The organism is Alteromonas sp. D210916BOD_24 (assembly GCF_047159385.1).
Lineage (GTDB): Bacteria > Pseudomonadota > Gammaproteobacteria > Enterobacterales > Alteromonadaceae > Alteromonas.
On record NZ_AP038333.1, the window covers coordinates 301,846 to 324,369 of the forward strand.

16 protein-coding genes are annotated in these 22,524 nt (G+C 45.1%); 9 read left to right on the forward strand and 7 right to left on the reverse strand.

Features of this window, described 5'->3' with window-relative positions:
• Window positions 1–48: 48 nt before the first annotated feature.
• The 4 genes from ptsP (at window position 49) to ACMCM8_RS01395 (ending at window position 4,921) form a co-directional block, all read left to right on the forward strand.
• Window positions 49–2,340 carry a phosphoenolpyruvate--protein phosphotransferase gene (gene ptsP / locus ACMCM8_RS01380; RefSeq protein WP_412727576.1) on the forward strand — a complete coding sequence of 764 codons (2,292 nt, stop codon included), beginning with the start codon at window positions 49–51 and terminating at the stop codon, window positions 2,338–2,340.
• A gap of 115 nt (window positions 2,341–2,455) precedes the next feature.
• Window positions 2,456–3,262 (forward strand): sulfite exporter TauE/SafE family protein, encoded by an 807-nt coding sequence (locus tag ACMCM8_RS01385; RefSeq protein WP_412724709.1) that lies wholly within the window; start codon window positions 2,456–2,458, stop codon window positions 3,260–3,262.
• A gap of 4 nt (window positions 3,263–3,266) precedes the next feature.
• A complete protein-coding gene (gene lgt / locus ACMCM8_RS01390) occupies window positions 3,267–4,073 on the forward strand; it encodes a prolipoprotein diacylglyceryl transferase (RefSeq protein WP_412724711.1) in 807 nt (268 codons plus the stop codon).
• Between the two features lie 14 nt (window positions 4,074–4,087).
• Window positions 4,088–4,921, forward strand: coding sequence for a thymidylate synthase (locus ACMCM8_RS01395; RefSeq protein ID WP_412724713.1), 834 nt, complete (start codon window positions 4,088–4,090; stop codon window positions 4,919–4,921).
• A gap of 99 nt (window positions 4,922–5,020) precedes the next feature.
• Here the strand turns inward: ACMCM8_RS01395 and ACMCM8_RS01400 are convergent, their stop codons facing one another.
• From ACMCM8_RS01400 to rapA, 6 genes are all read right to left on the reverse strand, one after another.
• Window positions 5,021–7,180: a hybrid sensor histidine kinase/response regulator gene (locus tag ACMCM8_RS01400; protein ID WP_412724715.1), complete on the reverse strand. Its 2,160-nt coding sequence runs from the start codon at window positions 7,178–7,180 to the stop codon at window positions 5,021–5,023.
• Window positions 7,181–7,318: 138 nt separating this feature from the next.
• Complete coding sequence (locus ACMCM8_RS01405) at window positions 7,319–8,671, reverse strand: AmpG family muropeptide MFS transporter (protein ID WP_412724717.1); 1,353 nt, start codon at window positions 8,669–8,671, stop codon at window positions 7,319–7,321.
• A gap of 48 nt (window positions 8,672–8,719) precedes the next feature.
• Window positions 8,720–9,043 (reverse strand): hypothetical protein, encoded by a 324-nt coding sequence (locus tag ACMCM8_RS01410; RefSeq protein WP_412724719.1) that lies wholly within the window; start codon window positions 9,041–9,043, stop codon window positions 8,720–8,722.
• 143 nt (window positions 9,044–9,186) lie between these two features.
• Window positions 9,187–10,059, reverse strand: coding sequence for a DUF3530 domain-containing protein (locus ACMCM8_RS01415; protein ID WP_412724721.1), 873 nt, complete (start codon window positions 10,057–10,059; stop codon window positions 9,187–9,189).
• Window positions 10,060–10,195: 136 nt separating this feature from the next.
• A complete protein-coding gene (gene rluA, locus ACMCM8_RS01420) occupies window positions 10,196–10,921 on the reverse strand; it encodes a bifunctional tRNA pseudouridine(32) synthase/23S rRNA pseudouridine(746) synthase RluA (protein WP_412724723.1) in 726 nt (241 codons plus the stop codon).
• The gene (gene rapA, locus ACMCM8_RS01425) at window positions 10,921–13,764 is read right to left on the reverse strand and encodes an RNA polymerase-associated protein RapA (RefSeq protein ID WP_412724725.1); all 2,844 of its coding nucleotides are present in this window, start codon (window positions 13,762–13,764) and stop codon (window positions 10,921–10,923) included. The genes rluA and rapA overlap by 1 nt, the downstream gene beginning before the upstream one ends.
• Window positions 13,765–14,081: 317 nt before the next feature.
• On the opposite strand from rapA, the gene ACMCM8_RS01430 reads away from it, so the two are divergent.
• The 5 genes from ACMCM8_RS01430 to ACMCM8_RS01450 all read left to right on the forward strand — a co-directional run bounded on the left by ACMCM8_RS01430 (window position 14,082) and on the right by ACMCM8_RS01450 (window position 21,383).
• Entirely contained in the window at window positions 14,082–14,837 is a 756-nt protein-coding gene (locus ACMCM8_RS01430) for a DUF4019 domain-containing protein (RefSeq protein ID WP_412724727.1), read from the forward strand.
• 181 nt (window positions 14,838–15,018) lie between these two features.
• Window positions 15,019–17,022 carry an extracellular solute-binding protein gene (locus ACMCM8_RS01435; protein WP_412724729.1) on the forward strand — a complete coding sequence of 668 codons (2,004 nt, stop codon included), beginning with the start codon at window positions 15,019–15,021 and terminating at the stop codon, window positions 17,020–17,022.
• 400 nt (window positions 17,023–17,422) lie between these two features.
• A complete protein-coding gene (locus tag ACMCM8_RS01440) occupies window positions 17,423–18,820 on the forward strand; it encodes a PhoH family protein (RefSeq protein ID WP_412724731.1) in 1,398 nt (465 codons plus the stop codon).
• A 103-nt stretch (window positions 18,821–18,923) separates the two neighbouring features.
• On the forward strand, window positions 18,924–20,834 hold the full coding sequence (locus ACMCM8_RS01445; protein ID WP_412724733.1) for a glutathionylspermidine synthase family protein: 1,911 nt from the start codon (window positions 18,924–18,926) through the stop codon (window positions 20,832–20,834).
• Window positions 20,835–20,975: 141 nt separating this feature from the next.
• The gene (locus ACMCM8_RS01450) at window positions 20,976–21,383 is read left to right on the forward strand and encodes a hypothetical protein (protein ID WP_412724735.1); all 408 of its coding nucleotides are present in this window, start codon (window positions 20,976–20,978) and stop codon (window positions 21,381–21,383) included.
• Between the two features lie 87 nt (window positions 21,384–21,470).
• Here ACMCM8_RS01450 and ACMCM8_RS01455 read toward each other — a convergent pair whose 3' ends face one another.
• Window positions 21,471–22,415: a hypothetical protein gene (locus ACMCM8_RS01455; RefSeq protein WP_412724737.1), complete on the reverse strand. Its 945-nt coding sequence runs from the start codon at window positions 22,413–22,415 to the stop codon at window positions 21,471–21,473.
• Between the last annotated feature and the right edge of the window lie 109 nt (window positions 22,416–22,524).

The following is a 22,524-nucleotide window of genomic DNA, read 5'->3' on the forward strand; positions in this document are numbered from 1 at the left end:
CGAGTCAACAAGGAGTAACCGGTGAGCACCCAAAGTAAGCAAGGTACAATGTTAACCACATTAAAGCGTATTGTGCAGGAGATGAATCAGATCCCTGCACTTGATACTGCCTTGTTTCGTCTTGCTTCCCGTGTAAAGCAGACCTTAGATGTCGATTCCTGCTCTATCTATCTTGCCGACTACGATACGCAAGAGTTCATATTAAAGGCCACCGATGGCTTACACCCCGATGCTGTAGAACAAGTGCGCATTGGGTTTTCGGAAGGGCTAATTGGACTTGTTGGGCAGCGTGAAGAGCCTCTAAACATTGTCAATGCGCACAGTCACCCGCGCTTTAAGCACTACCCTGAAGTTCAGGAAGAAAACTACAATGCTTTTCTCGGGACGCCGATTATCAATCAACGGCGTGTGCTGGGAGTAATTACCCTTCAACAAGCAGAAATGCGCCGCTTCAGCGAAGATGAAGAAGCCTTTTTGGTGACATTGGCTGCACAGCTAGCCCTTGAAATAACCAATGCCGATATCCGTGGCGCGTTAACCCTGTCTGCTTCTCCTGATAGTGCCGCTCAGCAAAAGAACGTGCATGGTATCGCGGGGTCGCCAGGTTTGGCGATAGGTAAGGGCGTGTCACCGGACAAGTCGGTAAATTTGAAAAATTGGGTAATAAAACGCACGCAGTCACCTGCCGATCAAATTCAACTTTATCGCAAAGGGGTAGAAGTTACTCGAGAGCATGTCGATGCGCTGTCGAAGCGGCTGGATGATGGTATCCCTGAAGATGTTAAATCTATTTTTCAACTCTACCACCACCTGCTGGACGCCAATAGCCTTGGGCGAGAAGTAGAAGAAAAGATCCGGCAAGGGTGGGATGCGGCGTCATCGCTAAAAATGGTGGTAGAAGGGTATGCGGCGCGATTCCAGGCGATGGATGACCCGTATATGCAAGAACGGGCTATCGATATTATAGATCTGTCCGATCGCATACTGGCTAATATTCTGTATGAAGCGAATGGGCAAAAAGTCTCTGAAAAGCACATTACAGAAGCCAGCATCTTAGTGGCGGATGAAGTATCTGCGCCAATGTTGGCAGAGTTTCCTCGCGATAAACTCAAAGGCATAATCTCAATACGGGGCTCTAACAACTCCCATGCGGCTATTTTAGCAAGAGCCATGGGCGTACCGGCAGTAATGGGCTGTCAAAACGTGACGCCCGCGTTGCTAGAAGATAAAGAAATTCTGTTAGACGGGTATTCTGGCGAAGTCATCGTTTCACCCGAAAGAAATATAAAATCAGAATTCATCCAACTGATCGAAGAAGAATCTGCGATCACTGAAAAGATTGATGCCGAAGCGGATAAACCCTGCGAAAGTGTCGATGGTTGTAGAATGTCGTTGTACATTAACGCGGGCTTATCTACTGAAGTAGAGCTAAATCCAGAACAAATTGGGGCGGGTGTCGGGTTATACAGAACAGAAATCCCGTTTATGCTCAGAGAGCGGTTTCCGTCTGAACAAGAACAGGTAAGCCTGTATCGACAAGTCTTAGAAGCGGCCCCCGAGTTGCCTATTACCATGCGAACATTGGACGTGGGGGGCGATAAGCCACTGCCTTATTTTCCTATTAATGAAGAAAACCCGTTTCTTGGCTGGCGGGGAATTCGATTAACCCTCGATCACCCTGAAATTTTCCTCGTGCAAGTTCGTGCTATGCTGCGCGCCAGTGTAGGGCTGAATAATTTGCAAATAATGTTGCCCATGATATCCACCGTATCAGAGGTACAAGAGGCAAAGAGGCTGATTAATCAGGCTTTTTTTGAAGTGTCAGATGAGATTTCCGCTTCAGCGTTGATTCTGAATAAACCTAAATTAGGGATCATGCTGGAAGTGCCTTCAGTACTTTATCAGCTTCCTCAATTGGCCAAATATGTCGATTTCTTTTCGGTGGGTAGTAACGATTTAACTCAGTATCTTCTAGCCGTAGATAGGAACAACACACGCGTTGCCGGATTGTATAACAGCTACCACCCTGCAGTATTGGGCGCACTTTACGATGTGGTTCAAAAGGCCAATGACTGTCAGGTGCCCGTGACGATATGTGGTGAAATTGCAGGTGAGCCCGCTGGCGCACTGTTGTTGATGGGAATGGGCTATCGACGACTGAGTATGAATGGTTTTAACTTGAGAAAAATTAACTGGTTAATTCGAAAAGTCACCCTTGGAGAGTGTAAGCAGCTACTGGCTCTGGCATTGACCTCGGTGAGTCAGGAAGAAGTGTTTGAACACCTCAATGAGTACTTAGAAACGAAAGGCTTAGGTGGGTTAATTCGAGCTGGCGCGTAGCTTCCTTAAGGGAGAGTTAATCTCCTGTTTTCAGTATTGCCTTCGTTTGGCATGCATTATTTTTATTGGTCGTTTATACGCGGCTTGTCGGTACACATAACACTTGGAATTATCAATGGAAGCGTTGTCGGTTATCCTGGTAAGTTGTTTAATACTGGGTTCAGTGGTGGGTATTTTGGCGGGAATGCTGGGTATTGGAGGCGGATTGATTATCGTCCCGGCATTATCATACCTGCTTATCCACTTTTTAGGTATGACTACTGAAGCTGTGATGCCAGTTGCAGTGGCGACTTCCCTGTCGACGATTATTTTTACCAGCATGTCTTCAGCATATGCGCATTACAAACTGGGTAATATTAAAGTCAATATTGTCCTTTATACTGGGATTGGTATCGCCTTGGGCGCAATCGTAGGTGCTCAGGTTGCCAGCCATATGTCAGGGGAAACCCTTAAAGATGTATTTGCAGTACTGGTTATTTTGATTGCTGCCCAGATGATATTTGGTAAGCAAAAGCCCTCGGAAAATGATGCATCTAAGCCCGCTTTGGTTGCTGTGGGCTCGGGTACAGGTATTGTAAGTGCCTTGATGGGAATTGGGGGAGGTGCGCTTTTAGTGCCTGCTCTTGTGTGGTTTCGCGTTAATGTACGCGCAGCCATTGGGTGTGCCGCATTTTGCGGATTAGTTATTGCCGTATTTGGTACAGCAAGTTTTGTTATTGCGGGTTGGAATGCGACGGATGTACCAGAACACAGCTTGGGATATGTTTATTTGCCTGCTACCGCTGGTATTGTTACAACCTCAATATTTACCGCAAATATTGGCGCAAAGCTCGGTCAGAAGGTAAATGTACGCGTATTAAAGGCCTTGTTGGCTTGCCTTCTCGTGTTAGTCAGTATACGAATGATTTTAGGAATTGAGTAATATAATGCAGCAAAATAGTTATCTGGTTTTCCCCAGTATCGACCCCGTCATTTTCAGCCTAGGCCCCCTAAGTGTTCGCTGGTACGGATTAATGTATCTCGTGGGTTTTATTGCGGCTTATTTACTGGCACAAAAGCGGCTTTCTCAAACGCCGTGGAGCAGAGATCAGTTAAGTGATTTATTATTTTGGAGCTTTGTCGGTGTCATACTTGGCGGCCGGATCGGGTACGTTTTCTTTTACCAATTTGAACTTTTTCTCTCCGATCCGCTTTATCTGTTTAAAATATGGGCGGGCGGTATGTCTTTCCACGGCGGGTTGTTAGGGGTATTAGCAGCTTTGTTCTGGCGAGCGCGTTGTATGAATACGTCATTTCTAGCGCTTGGCGATTTCGTCGCACCACTTGTTCCAATTGGTTTAGGTGCAGGACGTATCGGCAATTTTCTAAACGCAGAACTGTGGGGGAGAACGACCGATGTCTCGTGGGCGGTAATTTTTCCAAACGCGGGCAATGTGCCTCGCCATCCCTCGCAGCTATATGAATTTGCCTTGGAAGGGGTACTTCTGTTTATTATTTTATGGCTGTATTCAGCGAAAAAACGCCCTGTAGGTGCTGTAAGTGGGGTATTCTTACTGGGCTACGGTAGCTTCCGCTTTTTTGTGGAATATTTCAGAGAGCCTGACGCCCATATTGGGTTATATCAGATGGGACTGAGCCAAGGGCAACTTCTGTGTTTACCTATGATAGGCTTAGGCATAGGATTAGTTGTGCGCGCCTATACGCGCCGTGACAACCGTATTCAACACTCCTGAACAAAAGAATAACGATGAAAGAATATCTCGCGCTTATGCGCCATGTACGTGATACAGGCGTAAGAAAAGAAGACAGAACGGGCACCGGGACTTTGAGTGTATTCGGTTACCAGATGCGATTTAATTTACAGGAAGGCTTTCCTTTAGTGACAACCAAAAAATGTCACTTGAAGTCAATTATTCACGAATTGCTTTGGTTCCTGAAAGGCGAAACAAACATTGCGTATTTAAAAGAGCACGGTGTGAGTATCTGGGACGAGTGGGCTACCGAGGACGGCGAACTTGGACCTGTATACGGACACCAATGGCGCAGTTGGGATCGCGGTGATGGTACATCAGTCGATCAGATTGCCGAAGTGGTTGAACAAATCAAAAACAACCCCGATTCACGCCGACTTATCGTCAGTGGTTGGAACCCTGCAGTGTTGCCTGATACTCGCTATTCTCCTAAGGAAAACGCAGCAATGGGGAAACAAGCGCTACCTCCCTGTCATACCTTGTTTCAGTTTTATGTCTTGGAAGGCAAACTGAGCTGCCAGCTGTATCAACGCAGTGGAGACATATTTCTTGGTGTGCCCTTTAATATTGCAAGCTATGCACTACTGACCATGATGATGGCGCAGGTATGTGGTCTTAAGCCCGGTGATTTTATTCACACCCTGGGAGATGCTCACCTATATGCTAATCATTTGGATCAAGTGGAGTTACAACTGAGTCGAGAACCTTTTGCTAGGCCGACGATGGAAATTAACCCTGATGTAAAAGACATCTTTGGTTTTACATTCGAAGACTTCACATTGAAGGACTACCAGTCTCATCCACACATCAAAGCGCCAGTTGCCATTTAATTAGCGTTAGTCATCTTAGGAGCACCCCTGCGTCTTGTTGTTGCAACAGCATTGAAACTAAAAGACGCAGGGGAGTTGTACTTCTGAGTACTATTGAAATTAAATCGTGAGTTTTAACGTGTTTTTCAATTCCTGAAACGTAATTGGTTTTACTAAGTGGTAACGAATACCTGCTTCTACCGACGCCTCTTTATCGTTGCGGTGGGAATTGGCAGTCAACGCAATTATCGCCAGAGCAGGGTGTCGTTCTTTTAATATACGCGCGACTTCTAGTCCGTTTATATCGGGAAGATTGATATCCAATAAGACGCAGTCAAAGGTCAGCTCATTCGAACGAACAATGGCTTCTTCGCCGGTATAACACACGGTTACCGTATGTCCCATACAAGTCAGCATGAATTCAACCATCTCGGCGTTGATAGGTTCATCTTCGACCACCAAAATGTTGGCTTTTTTGGTCGGCTCTAACAGTTTCGAACTATTTGTAGCTAGGCTGTGGAGGGTATCGACAAAGCGGTATTTGTCGATTGGTTTGACGAAACTTTGATAGATGGTCACGTTTGCGTTGGCCACAATATTAGCGATATCAGGAGTGGCAGAAAGCACAATAATGGGTGGAGTACGCTCACCATACATGGCGTGAAGGGTTTCGACCAACTCTAATCCGGTCATTCCAGGCATATAGAGATCGGCAATAATAGCGGTAAATTGTAAGACTTCATCGTGCAAATTTAGCAGCTCGGCACCAGATGAAAACGTTTGGGCACTGAAACCCTGTGTCGCGAGGATTGACTGAATATGCATGCGAGAGATTTCTAGATCGTCCACCACAGCAAATTTAGCGTGAGACGGTGCGGGAATCACTGCAGCATCATCATCTACAGGTGTAATGGGGAAGGTGATTTTAAATTCGCTGCCCACTCCTAGGGTACTGGTCACTTTTATCGACCCTTTTAAAAAATCTATAGAGCGCTTAGTAACCGAAAGACCAATGCCCGCACCAGGGAAACGCTTGGTGCTTGCGTTTTTTCCCCGAAAAAATCGCTCAAACATTCTCTTTTGGGTTTCTTCGTCAATACCAATGCCAGTATCACTGACAATTACCACTAAATAGATATTTTTGTGCTTTACCTTTGTAGTAAAGGTCACGTCAATCAGTCCGGTTGTGGTGAATTTCACCGCATTGTCTAGAATGTTAGTGATCACTTTCGCGATTGCTGTGGGGTTGGACTCTATAAAATGGGGAACGCTGTGACTACAGTGTATCTCCAATTCCACTTTTCTATCTTTAACTTGAACTGAAAAAGGCGATATACATTCATCTAACAAACTTATGAGATCAACCCGTTGAGTTTGGTTTTCTTCTTCAATATTTACAGCAAGTAATTCAGTGAGATTATTGGTAAGGCTAAGCAAGCGATAGCTTGATTGTTCCGCCTGCTGTATTAGTCGGTCCCGTTGTGCTTCCATATTGGGAATTAATTCTAACGCGCTGATTATTACACTTATCGGTGCTCTAAATTCATGAATAATAAGCTGAAGTAGCTCTTTTTTATACGCTCCATCTTCGTCTAACGCTTTTGAGGGAGTGATGTTAAACGCTTGGCTGACACTATCATTGGCATTCTGGTTGAGCGACATGAGTGCTGCAATTTGTTGTACAACAAAGCCCATTAACGAAAAAATAAGCACTAGGAAAAGTTGATTTCGCGCTTCCGAGATTTTAAGGATAAGGGTGTTCTCTTCTATGCGCATGGCATTCATCATCGGCACCAGTGAAAAACCTGAATCGAGCAGCGAAAAGGCTTGTTCAGGAGGTGCTTGCACTAGTGTATGCAGTAGCAGTAGCGTATCTTGAACTACGCTATGCGCCGCATCACTGCGCAAATTGGCTTGTTTGTTCTCAAATGCGACATCTGTCAGCGCACTAGGGGAAAACTGAGGATCAATTTCCAGGCTGAAGTTGTCGTATATTTTTTGGTATAACACAGACAAATTTTGCTGTAGGGGCTCTAATGTTCCCGCATGGGGATTGGCCTGAAACCGCTGGATGCGATGTTCAGTTGTCACCATGTAGACACCCAGGCTATTGTGTTTCTCTAACGCATAAATGTATTTGTGTTGGTTATTTAGGATCAGAAAGACGAGTAAAAACGAGATTGCCGCTAGAGCAAAAGTGGCAAAGTTCACTTTGAGAAAAGTAAACACGTGTTGTGCCACTTTTGAGGGCGTTTTTAAAGAGCGAACCTGTTCTGTCACCGAAATACTTCCTTGCTCGAAGTGGGCAAACACTGTGCATCAGGTTACCGCCACTTCGTTAAAAGGTACGGTACCTGCTTTATCTAAATGTAGATAATTACTGTTAGCTTGCAAGGAAAGTCGACATAATTTAATGAATTAACGCGCTGTGTGTTCAACACTTTTTATGTCTTCGCGGATCCAATACAGAAAACTCAAGCTTGGAATGACCATTAGGGCAGTTAGGATGAAGAACAAACTCCAATTACCTTCTAGCACGTCGACGACCACTCCACTGCTGGATGCTACAAGAGTTCGGCCAGCGACGCTAAGAGAGGCCATCAGCGCGTATTGCGTGGCACTAAAAGCCCTGTTGCAAAGCAGTGAAATGAACGCCACCATGGCCACAGTACTCCACGCACCGGTAAAGCCATCGACGATCACCGCTAGGGTAAGTAGTGAAGTAGATGGCCCCACCTGAGCTATTACTGCAAACAAAAGATTAGATGCCGCCATTGCTATACCCGCTACCATCAGCCCTTTGTAGATGCCATAGCGCATATTTACCAACCCACCAAGCAACGAGAAAATGATGGTAACCCACCAGTTTAAGAGTTTTGAATAGGTAGCAATATCTGAGTTTGTGAAGCCGATCTCTTTGTAAAATACGATACTCATTCTACCCAAAAAGGCTTCGCCAATTTTGAACAAAAAGATAAACAACAAAAAAGACGCTGCCAGTCTTACACCATTGCGGTTAAAGAACTCTGAGAAAGGTGTGATTAATGTGGTTTGTAGCCAGTAAAGTAAACCAGTAGCATGCTCTTTGCGATGCTGGATACGGGCTATAAGCATATCCCTATCAACAACGGGCTCTCGGGTTACGAAGGTAACAATTATCAGTGGCAACATCATGACTGCCAGTAGTAAATAGATGTTTGGCCAGGTAAACGAAGTTAAGTCGGCCAGGTAGAAGGGGATAGCCCCAAGTCCGCCATATCCCGTCCACCAACCAGCAGTAGCAACTGATGAAGCCGCAGACATTCCGTCCTTGTCATGCTCTTCAATAGAATCAATTCTAAAACCGTCAATAGCGATATCTTGTGTGGCAGAGGCGATAGCAATGCATAGCCCGGTTAAGGCAATGAAATAGAGGTGGCTTTGCGTACTAAGCTGTGACATCACCAGACAGCAGCCGACAATGCATAACTGCATCAACAAGATCCATCCTCGTCGCTGACCCAATACGGGAGGTTTAACTTTATCCAGTAATGGCGACCATAAAAAATTGAAGGAATACGTTGCGAAAATCACGCCAAACAAACCAATAGCAGAGCGGGATAGACCGTCGTCTTTAAGCCAGGCTGATAATACCGAACCAATCATGATCCATGGGAATCCACTGGAAATGCCGAAGCAAAAAATACTCAGTAACCGTTTGTCGTTATAGGTTTTTAGCGCTGCAAACAAAGAAATAGGCCTTTGGGGTTGGCAAAAGCAACATTGAGCCATGAACCTCTTTGATTAGCAATACCAGAGGGGAGATATAATTGAGTGACATTAAGGGCGAACGCCTACACAATCTAGGGGGCAATGCCCTAGCCCTTCTAAAAAATTGACACAGTTATTCAATTCGTCAAACAGATATTTATCCTGTTTGAGCTTTTCGTTGTTCCAATAATGAACTTGGTGTAAAAGGTGCCAAAACACACGTTCTTTTTGTGTGTATGGCTGCGTCAATGTGTAATCGATCTGACCCCATTCTTCCATGCTATCCCAAAAAAATAGCTCAAGTTCCTCTATAGGAAGTTTTCCTTGCCAGAATGCTTTCAAATAAAAACACAGTTGCTTCGCTTTGCTATCTACAAATTCTTGAACAGTCACGAGGAACCCAACCGTATTAGCGTTGTAGAACTAGTATAGTTCATATCAAATTACATAGATAATACGCTCTATCGTTTTTTGCAATCTACAACTTTAGGTGATTGTTTTGGATACTGATTTAGCCTAATACCTGAAGGCGATATTTACCAGCCTAAATGACGAGTCCAGCCAATTGTGTTATTGGCAACGAGTTGAATATAGGGTGATTTTTGATTTGGTGTCATACTAAAGTATGATGAATTGTTGGGGATGTTTATTTGCCGATAATGGAGTTTTAACGCGTTCTTTGCACTAATTCTCCTGCGTTCGTGAGTAATCGTCGCCCAGCCATTAAAATTGCTTAGAGAAAGGTCTAGTACTGGAAATTCACTTTGTGCCACATGCTCTACAACTTGGTTGTTGATCGCTAATTCTGGCCAAAAAGGTGAAATAGCTACAAATGTGTCAGGATAAAGCGATGGTTGCTCTCTGGTTGCACTGATGTAGGCTGCTGCAACCATTCCTTGGGCGATGTATAGGCGATAACCCTGTCTATCCTTAATAAAATTATTCAGCGCATTTAACTGTATCTGTAGTGCCCCTTGTGTGGCATTGAAATCGGCGTGCTGCGAAAGTGAATTACTTCGCGGATGGATTGAAGCTATTTGGGCTGTATCTTTGTTGGGCTCTTGTGCTTCGTTGGAGTCAGTGTCATCACTTGGCTCTTTTAACGGTAAGTGGAAGGGACTGATGATCACGTTCCACCCTTTTTCAGATAGCATAGTCGCAAGGGAATGCCCTTCTGCCAGCGTAATACTGGAAGGGAAAGGCTCAGTGAGGATAACGGCCGTGCCCAAGGGTAACGGACTTTGAGCGTCGACTTGAATAATTGGCAGGTTGTTTTCACCAGCCATCAACGAAGTGACTTCACCGGGTAAATAAGCGTGGTTCACATCAGAAAAGAGATCGGCTCTACTTGTCTTTACCAGCAGACAAGAAACAAATAAAAAAAGTAGGGTGTAGTGAAACCTTCTCATTGTTAAGTGATAGCCTAGAAAATAGTTAAAGTGAATAGCGCCTATCGTGTTCGCTTAACGTACTTATCGGCTATTGATAAAATTACTGAACCTTTTTATTGCCTTGAAATAGTGACGGCTTTGTCACTATACCAAACTATTCATATTCCTCGGGCACAGTTGCCATGCTCGCCGCTTGGTAATGACTAAAAGGAATAGGTGATTGGAAGTTGAGCCACTGAGCGTCAGTAGGGTGTGTGAGCGACAAACTTTCTGCGTGCAGCTGCAAACGAGGCGCCATTGCAAGGGCCTTGGGATGTGCATACAGGCGATCACCTAATATAGGGTGTCCCAGTGCTAACATATGCACGCGAAGTTGGTGTGAGCGCCCTGTTATTGGGTAAAGTGCGACCAGCGTGAAGGCGTGACCACTTTCATCTTTACTTCGCTCAATGACCTCAAAGTGCGTTACTGCCCGTTTTCCGTTTTCGTGATCCACTTTTTGTTTGGGGCGGTTAGGCCAGTCACAGATAAGCGGTAAATTCACTTCACCGGTATCGTGAGTCATGTGTCCGTACACTCGCGCAAAGTAGCGTTTTTTCGTCTTTCGAAGTTCAAATTGCTTTGAGATGTGTCTGTGGCTGTCTTTGTTAAGTGCCAACACCATGACACCAGACGTAGCCATATCCAACCTGTGCACCACAGTTGCAGTCGGAAATACCCGATTTATACGCGTTATTAACGCATCGCGATGCTCGACTGCTTTACCCGGTACGCTAAGCAATCCACTGGGTTTTATGGCCACCACCATGTCATTGTCGCGATATACAATATCGAGATAAGGTGACATGGGGGGGCGGTAAACAAAACTGGGATTGGCCATTATGGGTTATTCACAACAATGCGCAGGGCGTCTAGCTGAACGTCCGCGTCTTGTATTACTTTATCAAGTGCAAGCATCTGGGTTTCGATAAACGCTATTTCACTGTCACGAACGGCGGGGTTGCGCTTTTGTAAATCACGTAAACGCTGTATTTCTTCGTTCAACGTAGTATGCATAGTGTGTAAGGCATCATGCTGCTTTTGGTTAGCTTGCTGATGGGCCAATTTACGGGCTTTTTCAATCGCTAGCTCAAGCGGTTGATGGAGCGCTTTAATCAGTTGCGCTGATATTTTGTGTCCCACTTTGCGTTTAACATCGAAGCTCAAATCGGAAGTATTGCCCTGTGCATCTAAACAAATTCGCACTGGGGTTTGCGGTAAAAAGCGCCCTAACTGCAGTGATTTAGGTGCTTGTGCATGCAGTACAAACAAGGCTTCAATCCAATATGCCCCTTTGGGAAGTGAAGGTTCGGCAATAAAGCCAATGCTGCTTTTACCGTGGACATCAGTGAGAACGACATCAATGGCGGTGTGAACTAAAGGGTGATCCCAACTTAAAAACTGTACATTTTCCAGTGTGGTTGCGACACGGCGCTTGTACGTGACTGTCATACCTTCTGGATCTAAACCGGGTAACTGACTCACCATAGACTCGGTGGGCATAAGAATAAAACAATCGTTACCTTTTTCATCCTGCTGCACACCAATTGCATCAAATACTCGTCCCATAAATCGCGCGAGGTCTTGCTCACTGTCCAGCGCAATAATATCTTCAAGGAGCTGCTCTACACGGCCTTCCCCGGAAGCATTGAGCTCTAGCAATCTGTCCCGCCCTGCTTCGAGTTGTGCTACCAATTGACTGTTAAGCGTTACACTCATATTGACCAGTTCATCACGGGCGCTAGTATCTTCTGGGTGCAGGCAAGCCCCAATCAGCAAGGGTTTAACGTCATCAAATACACCCGCCCCGGTAGGGCAGGTTTTCTCGAATGCATTAAGACCTTCGTGGTACCAATCTAAAAGAACGTGTTGCGCAGTGTGGGCCAAATAGGGCACATGAATATGCACGGTTTGCGTCTGACCAATGCGATCCAATCGGCCGATACGTTGCTCTAATAAGTCTGGGGTAATGGGCAAGTCAAACAGTACCAAATGATGGGCAAACTGAAAGTTTCGGCCTTCACTACCGATTTCACTGCACAGTAAGATTTGTGCACCGTCTTCGTCATCGGCAAAATAATGCGCGGCTTTGTCTCGCTCCACAATACTCATGCCTTCGTGGAAAACACTATGGCGTATACCGGTTTGCGTGCGAATGACCTCGCCCAGTTCCTGAGCCGTGCGAGCACTGGCGCAAATCAGCAGAATTTTTGCTGGCTTTACGCTTTGCATGAAGTCCACTAGCCATGCAACTCTTGGGTCGTGCTTGGTCCAGTTATTTACCACACTTGCCATGCGCTCTGGGTAAAGTGAATAAGTGAGATCGCCGCCTGACACAGCCTCATTGTACACATCAGGTAAAGCCAGTTCGTAGGCACTCAGTTTACGCTCAGGAAACCCTTCGATGTTGGCGCGTCGGTTCCTAAACAGCATACGCCCTGTTCCGTGGCAGTCGATTAGCTGGTGGAGTAAACTGTGACGCGTTTGTGCACAGGTTAGGTCGCCCGCATGTTCCATTACATCCGGGGCAAGTTCCGTTAATTTACTGCGCTGCTTATCGTTAGGTTCAACGTCAGACAACAAGGGGGCTACCGCATCAGCCAACTGGCTGTATTTAGCTTCTTCCTGTAAAAAAGCGTCATAACTATGGAAACGCGCAGGATCTAATAATCGAAGGCGGGCAAAATGACTTTCGTGTCCAAGTTGATCTGGCGTGGCGGTAAGTAACAGCACTCCGGGAGTCTGGTTGGCGAGCGCTTCTACACACAGGTATTCTGGTGAGGGGGCGTCGCTCGACCAGGCGAGGTGGTGAGCTTCATCGACCACCATTACATCCCAGTCAGCTGCAAGGATCTGCTGCTGGCGTTTTTGACTTTGACTTATAAAGTCAATACTGCACAGCACAAGCTGGTCATTTTCAAACGGGTTAGGCTGGTTGTCATCTTGGGCTTCGCTGGATTCTAATGCCTCACAACGGCTTTCATCATAAATGGCGAAAGGAAGATTGACTCGACGTAACATTTCTACCAGCCATTGGTGTACCAGAGAGTCGGGAACCAAAATGAGCACCCTTTCAGCGCGACCGGTTTTTAATTGTTGATGAATAATCAGTGCCGCTTCGATGGTTTTACCCAGCCCTACTTCATCGGCGAGTAAAACCCGAGGTGCATGGCGGCCGCCCACTTCCGATGCAATATGCAATTGGTGTGGGATCAGTGAAATTCGCGCCCCCGCCAGTCCGATTGTACTGGAGCGAAGATACTCGTATTGATAGTCGAGTGCGCGTTCGCGAAGGTCAAACCATTTAGGGTGATCTAGTTGTTGGCTAAATAAGCGCTTTTCAGGTTGGTTTAAGCGGATATGATGATCCAGCATGGTTTCGGGAAGGCGAGTCTGAGCTTTAGTGTCTTCCCGTAAGCCGTGATAAATATATACGCCTTGTGATTCCTCTCTATCAGTGACGGTCATTTCCCATCCATCCTGACTTTTTACTGTATCGCCAATTTCGAAGATAAGTCTGGTCAACGGCGCGTCTTGTTTCGTATAGATGCGCGCATCACCCGTGGCAGGGTAAAGTACTTCAACCGAGCGGAAGTCGACGCCAATAATCGCGCCTAACCCCAGTTCTGTCTCTGTATTACTTAACCAGCGTTGACCAACTGCAAATTGACTTTCTAAACTCATAAATCACCAACCTTTTTTCGGGGGGCAGTATTGTACGCATTGCGGTGTAATAAGTCATTAATAGTAGCGCGTGATAGCCGTTGCGGCACACTTTTCGTCCAATATCAGTTGTTATTACGACGCGGTAGGTTATTTGATAGACTAAATGAAATAAAAAGTGACAGGTTATGTATTACACACATTGATTTTAGTGTAATCAGCAAGGCCTAATCATGGTCTGCGAACTGCCTTGTCACACCCTTTACGTAAAACTGTCGTATCATTGTCGAGACTTTTCTCCTACCGTAATTCAGCCCGATATGGTAAGGAGATGTGAGATGGAAATGAAAATTGATACCCATAAATTAATAAAACTTCGCAATGCGAAAGCGTGGAGTCAACAGCACCTCGCTGATGTATCAGGTTTAAGTTTGCGAACTATACAGCGAATTGAAAAGACCCAATCGGCTTCTCAAGAATCGGTAAAGGCCATTGCGGCTGTGTTCGATACTACGCCAGATGACATATTATTACCCATCAGTGTTGGTGCAAGCTTGCCTGCTAATGAGAAAGTGGACGGGATAAATACCAGCCGTTTGCTAACGCCTGCTAGCGCTTTTCAAAGGCATTTCCTTATGTGGTGGGGTGTGGCAATTGTTCTCAGCTTTTGTGTGGCGGTATATTGGTCTCAGTCTGTTAAGGCAACGAATGCGGGGAGTCAGGTGATAGAATCCGGTGCCCCCGTTGAAATTAGCGACATGGCGCTAGCGCAGGCGACAGATTGGCTAGCACTCATTGACAGTGAACAATATACACAGAGTTGGCGTGAAAGCGCAGCTATCTTTAGAGCCAATGTGACTCAAGCCAAATGGTCTGAAGCCATGGTTTTAGTGCGTAAACCACTTGGGGTGGTAAAGTCTCGCGAATTGGTTATGGCACAGTCGCCCGCTTCGTTACCTGGATTGCCTGCAGGTGAATATCTCATTTTATCGTTCGTGACCGAATTTGATGCCAAGCCATCGTCAGCCACTGAAACCCTTTCTTTAGAGAAACGGGACGGGGTGTACCGAGCCATTGGTTACTTTATCAAATAATCAGATGAGCTGTGTCAGCTTGGGCAAATTAATGCGCTTTTCGTTTATATCTGCTATGAATGTGTATTGGATGTAAACAGTTGAGGCAATGCGAGACGTGTTTCTAACAGGACGTAAGGCAGTACAGGTAGCGAATGCGAGTAGGGTAATAAGTAAAAGAGTCATAATAGCTACCCTTCTGATGTGCTCATTTCCTTTTTTAAGTCTTAAAGCATCGGTGGTTGAGCACATCCTTGCTACTTCTGATGTCAGCCCTTTTAGCAGCGAATACGATACGTCAAAGGGCTATGTTAATGAGATCATTAAACAGGTATTTGAGGATATTAACGAGCCTGTAAAGTTTGAGTTTTACCCCCATTCCCGTGCAATATTTTTAGCACAGAAAGGTGAAGTAGAAGGTGCGTTTCCTGTGCACGCTGATACTGAATTTGCATCAGGTTTTTACTTATCTGATCCCATCCCTGCCGGCAAGCGTGGCTACCTTATTCGACGGGAGGTGCTGCTTCCATCATCGGCAACACAGCTAACAATAACCGACAGACTTAAACGTTTGGGTCTACATGGAATTGGCTACATTCGAGGAACCGCTCTGCCTTCGGCTTTTGATAAGCAGAAAAGTTTTAGCTACTTTACTGCAAAGTCAGCTGACACCTTGTTAGATATGCTTGATAAAGGTCGCTTAGATGTGGTTTTTATTGATAAATACAGTGCTAAGGAAAGCTTGATTAACGAGCGACCCAACCTCATCGGAAAATTTGTTTTCTTACCTGATGCAGATGAAAACAATGGCTTTCATTTGGCGCTCTCTCGCAATTACATTGGCGCCAAAACGCTGATAGACAGGTTTAATGAGGCGTTACATAAGCGTACCCAAAGTGGATTTGTACAAAGAACACTTGAAAAATATGGCATCTACGATAGCCGCTCTGTTACTAGCAATACCCTTGTGGTTGGAGCGCCGAACATTAACGCTATTGTGAACACTCAGGCCTTCCTTGAAAAATATGATTCGCCTTTTTCAGGTGTGAATATTCAGTGGCGTGTGATGGATGAAACTATTTTGCGACGCAGAATGTTAGGTGACTTTGCGGTAAACGAAAACAGTTTCGATCTGGTTTTGATAGGTAATTACGGCATTCCGATATGGGCAAGACGAGGCGCACTATTACCTTTTGATTCCCTGCCCAAAAACTATGATATTGAAGATGTTTTTAACGTTGCTCGTGCGGCCAATACTGTAGATGGCGCATTATACGGTGTACCTTTTGTCGCGGAAACGACCTTGACCTTTTATCGACAAGACCTCCTCGAAAAAGCCGGGCTTGCCTTACCGTCAGTACTCACTTATGAAAATTTAATTCAACTTGCTGCCACACTTCATCAACCCGAAAAAGAAATTTACGGCATTGGACTTAGAACGCGGGTGGGCTGGGGTCAAAATATGGCACTGTTAAGTACCATGGTGAATACCTTTGGGGGAAAATGGTTTGACGATGATATGCGGCCACAACTCACTTCACCAGAATGGCTGGCGGCGGTAAATACATACGCGCAGCTTTTAAAAGACTCAGGCCCCAGTGATAACAGCGATCTTGGGTGGCAAGAAAATCAGCTACTTTTTGCCGCTGGCAAACTCGCATTTTTCGTTGATGCGTCGTCATTGGGCGGCTCGTTATTTGATCCTCAATTTTCCAAAGTCTATGCCCAAACAGGCGTGACTTATGCGCCTGTGGGCATTCAGAAAGCCGGGGCGCAATGGTTTTGGTCATGGAATTTCGCTATACCTGTGTCTTCCAAACATGTCGCTCACGCTCAGTCCTTAGCGTATTGGCTCACTTCTAAAACCTTTATCAGTGCGCTAAAAAATAATATGGGCGAGTATGCGGCGCCATCCGGCACCCGACACTCTACTTACAGTGCTGATTATCAGCAGGTTTTGCCTTATGCGTCATATGAATACGAAGCACTTAAAGCGCTCTCGGCTGAACTTAAACAGTCTACCGATGTGGGGAGGCAATTCGTTCCTATTCCAGAGTTTACAGCCATTGGTTACGCTGTGGGGGTGCAGGTGAATGCCGTGATATCGGGCAAGGTGAATACGCAGGAAGCACTGAGTACCGCACAAAGTCAAACTGAAGCTATTTTGCTAAGAGCGGGCTACGACAAAGATAAATTGCTCAACTAAATAACCCAAGTCGAGTGTTTAACTACACGGCTTTCTCCCATTCCAGTTTAAGTCATCCTCGTATTAACATGGACAATCTGTCCTTATGTTCTGGAAGTAAACTTGATTATGGATAGATAGCATTACGTAGGTTTGCCTAACGAGTATCGAATAAAAATAAAAAAGAAAAACAGTGCGAAAATGCCAAATCTGCATTAAGGTGGAAATTAGGAACTGTTATTGTTGATAACCCGTTCTTGAGGCAGTGAGTGTAGTACTGCTTCTCAGTCGACGCGAGTGGGGGAAGCAGTCCTGTTTCGAGCGGCATTCTCCTACAAGCGTAACTGTGGCTTGTTAGCCCCACCTAGGCGGTCATCACCGTGAATGGTGGCTAACCTGGCTTTATTTACCGGAGTGAAGGATGCCAAGAAAAAATTCTACCGAAACCAAGATATACGTCCTCGATACCAACATACTGCTTCACGAACCTCACGCTTTTCTCTCCTTTAAAGAACACGACGTTGTCATTCCCATGACAGTGTTGGAAGAACTTGATTACATTAAAGACAGCAAAAAAGACGTCGCACGAGATGCACGGGTTTCAATTCGCGCCATGGAAGACTTACTTCACGACGCGACACCTGAGGATATGCTCGCAGGTGTAACTATGGAAGGGTTGGGGGCTGGGCACACTGCTCCAACGGGACATTTATCCATTTTTGCCGACCTCAATATGGTAGAAGCGCAACAGGTTTTTACCAGTAATGAAAACGACAACCGTATTATCAACGTAGCGCTGCATTTGCAGAAGACCTATGCTCCCCAACGCGTAGTCTTAGTGACCAAAGACTTAAATATGCGTTTGAAAGCTAAAGGCGCAGGTTTAGCTCACGTTGAGGATTATCGCACCGACCAGCTTATTACTGATATTAAATACTTGTCTCGTGGTTTTCACACCTTCGAGGGGAGTTTTTGGGACAATGTGAAAAGCGTTGAAAGTCGCACAGAAGGGAGGGATACCATCCATACTGTGCCAAAGTCCATGTTACCCGAAGCTTACATTAACGAGTTTTTAATTGATGAGACAAAGCAATTCGCAGGGTTAGTGGAAGAGATTTCATCAGAACACTTGGAAGTGCTGGACTTAGGTTATGAGCGTTTAATGAGTCGGCATGCGTGGGGAATTTCACCTAAAAACATTGGTCAGGCAATGGCTTTACATGCACTGCTAGATCCGCATATTGACATGGTGATCCTTACCGGCCCTGCTGGGAGTGGTAAAACCTTATTGGCGTTAGCCGCTGCCCTTGAAATGGTGGTGGAGCGCAACATGTACGACAAAATTATTGTTACCAGAAGCACCCCCGAAATTGCAGAATCCATCGGCTTCTTGCCCGGTACAGAAGAGGAAAAAATGTTGCCTTGGCTAGCGGCTATCACAGACTCGCTAGAGGTCCTTCACAAACACGATGAGAACACCAAGGGCTCTATGAATTACATCATGGAAAAAGCCAATATTCAGTACAAGTCTGTCAACTTTATGCGTGGCCGTAGTATACAAAATGCCATAGTCATTTTAGATGAATCGCAAAACCTAACAGCCTCTCAGTTAAAAACCATTATTACCCGCTGTGGAGAAGGAACCAAACTCATAGTGGGGGGCAACTTGGCGCAGATAGATAGTAATTACCTCTCGGCAGTGACCTCGGGGCTGACTTATCTGGTTGAAAAGTTCAAAGACTTTTCAGGTAGTGCGACTATCAATTTAGATGGTGTGGTCAGAAGCCGTCTAGCGAGCTTCGCTGAAGAAAACCTCTAGCACGTGCGCAGTATCATTTGCTGCGCGTATACAAACTTGGAAAGTGCAGAATAAAGCGTCATTTATAAATCAGTAGTAAGTATCGACGCTGGAGAAAGAACGAATGTCAGTGAAACACTCGTCGGAAGATTTACCTTTTGGTGCCGTACAGGGTATTGCCTCTGGCAACGTACCGGCATATTGCTGTGATTACGATACGGTGGATGAAACGCGCTTAACCAACAGGGAAGCGTTTCGTCACTATGAAAATGGTATCTATACCGGTTACAAGTGGCAATGTGTTGAGTTTGCGCGACGATGGCTACTTATCAATACAGGTTGCGTATTTGACGATGTAGCAATGGCCTATGACATCTTCAATTTAGAGTCATTAAAGCGTGTACAAGACGGCAAGCGTCTTCCATTGATGTCTTATAAAAACGGCTCTCCTATTGAACCGGAAGTAGGAGGTATGTTGATTTGGCAAGAAGGCGGCGAGTTCGCTGTAACTGGCCATGTAGCAATAATTGTTGGAGTCGAAAAAAACAGGCTCTATATAGCAGAGCAAAACGCAAGTTTTTCAGCTTGGCCTGCAGGTATGGATTATTCGCGTTCACTGCCAATACACAAAGATGAACAGGGCAACGTGTGGGTAGAAGAGGAAGAACATGGCACACCCGTACTCGGTTGGATGTTACAAAAAAATGATACATCTTACTCACAACCTACCGCTCCATTTACTCCGTCGAAATTAAAAATTCTGTCTCAAACAGCGAGCTCTCAACCGTCACAAAGTGACTGGTTAGATGTCAACGATAATGCGGAAAATGCTTATGTACATATGATGGACGGTCACAGGATGAAGTGTTCTGGTGACCAATCACAGTTTTATATTATGTCGACATCTGCACAACGGGCCGTCAGAAGAGCAACTGCAGAACTTCACAGTCAGTTCCTATTTGCAGTCGATCACGTTTTGAAACGCCCTGAAACTTGGTCGGCTTTCAACATTCCCGAAGCGGTATGGCCAAAAATACAACAGTCTTGGAACAACCGTCGCAACGAAGTCATGACGGGGCGATTTGATTTTTGCTTAACTGAAATGGGACTAAAATGTTACGAATACAATGCTGACTCGGCGTCATGTTATATGGAAGCAGGCCGTATTCAAGGAAAATGGGCCGAGGCTTTTAATGTCAAACTAGGCGTAGATAGTGGAGGGGAATTATTTGAGGGTTTGGTAAAGGCTTGGAAACGTATTCGTGATGAAGTTACCGAGCATGATCAGTCACCTCTTCATATTCATATTCTCTATGACAACGATCTTGAAGAAGCTTACCATGCCAAGTTCATGGCACAAGCAATGGAAAAGGCGGGAATTATCACGCACATGCAACTAGGTTTTAAAGGAATAAAGCGCAATTCAGATGGTGGACTATCTGACAAAAATGGCGTTGCTATCCGACGGGTTTGGAAAACGTGGGCATGGGAAACTGCGCTAGATCAACTCCGCTCTGAATTGGCAAATGAGTCAAAACAAAATACATCATCATTGCGCTTAGTCGATGTCTTGTTACACGATAATATTATGGTGCACGAGCCCTTGTGGACGCTACTTCCAAGTAATAAAGCGATCCTGCCTATTTTGTGGGAGTTATTTCCAGATAGTCCTTATCTACTGGAGTCGACTATGCAGCTAACAGACAGCCTGAAACAGCAAGGTTATGTCAGCAAGCCGATTGCAGGGCGGTGTGGGTCGAATATCAGTATCGTAGACGCGCAAGCGAATGAGATCGCAGGCACAAGTGGTCAATTCGCTGATCAGAACCAAATCTATCAAGCGTTTTTTCCGCTTCCTTTGATTGGCAATCAATACGTACAAATTTGCAGTTTTTGTGTTCACGGCAGTATGCACGGGTTATGCACACGTATCGATCCAAAGCCTGTTGTCACTAGCAGTAGTGACGTGGCTCCATTGCGCATTGTATCTGATGATGAACATGGTGAGTTTCTAGTGAGTTCGATCAATAATTAAAGGCAACAAATGAATTGGTGTAGGCAACGTGCAGCACTTTTGATGAAGGAGAACTTCAATCCTTATTTCATGCAGATAAAGCGTTGATTATTGCCCCAATGTTGGTTCACATACAAATAATGAGAACAGGGATTGATTAATATGAATATTGTTAAAGTGTTTAAAGATAGCGTCTCGTCTTTGTTAAATAATAGCGAGCAGGAAGTCAGTGAAAAGCTGATACAGTTAGCAACCTTCTTTTATAAAGTAGACAGAAGGGTTTCTCTAGAAGAGCAGAAATACATGGACGATCTCCTCGAAACAATCGAATGGAACTCGCCCATTGATGCAGATTATTATCAGCGCACTTGTATCTCTGAGATAAACAATTTACTTGATCGTTCTGAAGACCAAATTTATGCCTATCTCTCTAAACTGATGCTAGATTTGAGTGATTTAGGCGCGGCAGAAAAAGCAAAAATTTTAGCTAAAGAAATATCGGATTCAGACGGTGAAATCGCTGACGATGAAGTGAGATATCTTGAATATATATTGTCGTTTTCACAGTGAATCAAAGCCCGAAACAGCTCAGCGCCAAAAATGCAATCTCAATATGTGGTGGCTGGCAGTGTGTCACCGCAATTTGATATTAGCTAATTATTCAATTTCTTCTATCTGAAAACGGCCGGTTGCAATATATCGCTCGGTTTCTTCTGAAATCTGACCAAACGGAATCAATGCAGGGCCGGTAGGATCGTAGAGGATATATGCTTGGCCCTCGTGCTCGATAGTTTTATCTTCAGGTTTGGCCGTCAATGCAATTCCTAATAGGGCGTGGTTGGGTAAGAAGACCATTATCATTTTGGTAGTAGGGAGAAAAGCCCTAACCATTGATGATGCCAATACCGCCTTGCTGTCACAGTCTCCGAGATTTTGAATCAGCAGACCAATGGGAGGTGCAAATCCAGAGCCGTTGCTTGCCACTCTATCTTCTAACGTGTTGTATGGAATACTTTGAATCCAGCTAAGTAGTAGCGCAAAATAGTCGCGTGTGTTGGCGTTCTGTTTTACTTTTTCATAGAAAGCCTGTGATGCGGGGATCAGTGGTTTGATGGACTCTTTAATGTAGCGCAAGTGATCCGGTTTTATAGCACGCTGATTAAAAAGGGTGGTGAAACGGGTGAAATAACGCTCTTCCAAGTATTGATCGAAGGCGCTTTGCTGAACACCTTGTAAATGCTGGAGTACATCGTCCACCTTTTGTGTTTTGCCTCCACTCACTTTAATGTCAACGGAATCACCAGTGGGTGTGATTTTTACGCGCGCATCTTTAGGATCCACTTTTTTTGCTGCTTTAAGTAGCGCGACAGTAACGTGACGATGAGCTATTTTGGGTTTGTAATTCGCTTGTCTTACCGGCGTGTCTTCAAAGGCAGACTTAGGTAAATGAAAAGAAATGTTTTGTAAAGTGTGATCGGCATCGATCCACTCGTAACTAAATGTCATACCCTCTGAGGTAGATGTTTTTTTAAAATTGAGTTGCTCAGCACAGACTGCACCGGACAATAAAGCGCCTGCCAGTATCAAACTGTTATACTTCAAAGCTTTTATCGTGAATTCATGTAGGCGCGTATTTTTAAACACTAACAACAGAAGCGACGTTCTCAATCAAATTATCGTTATTTGAGTATGAGCCTCACACTATAAATTA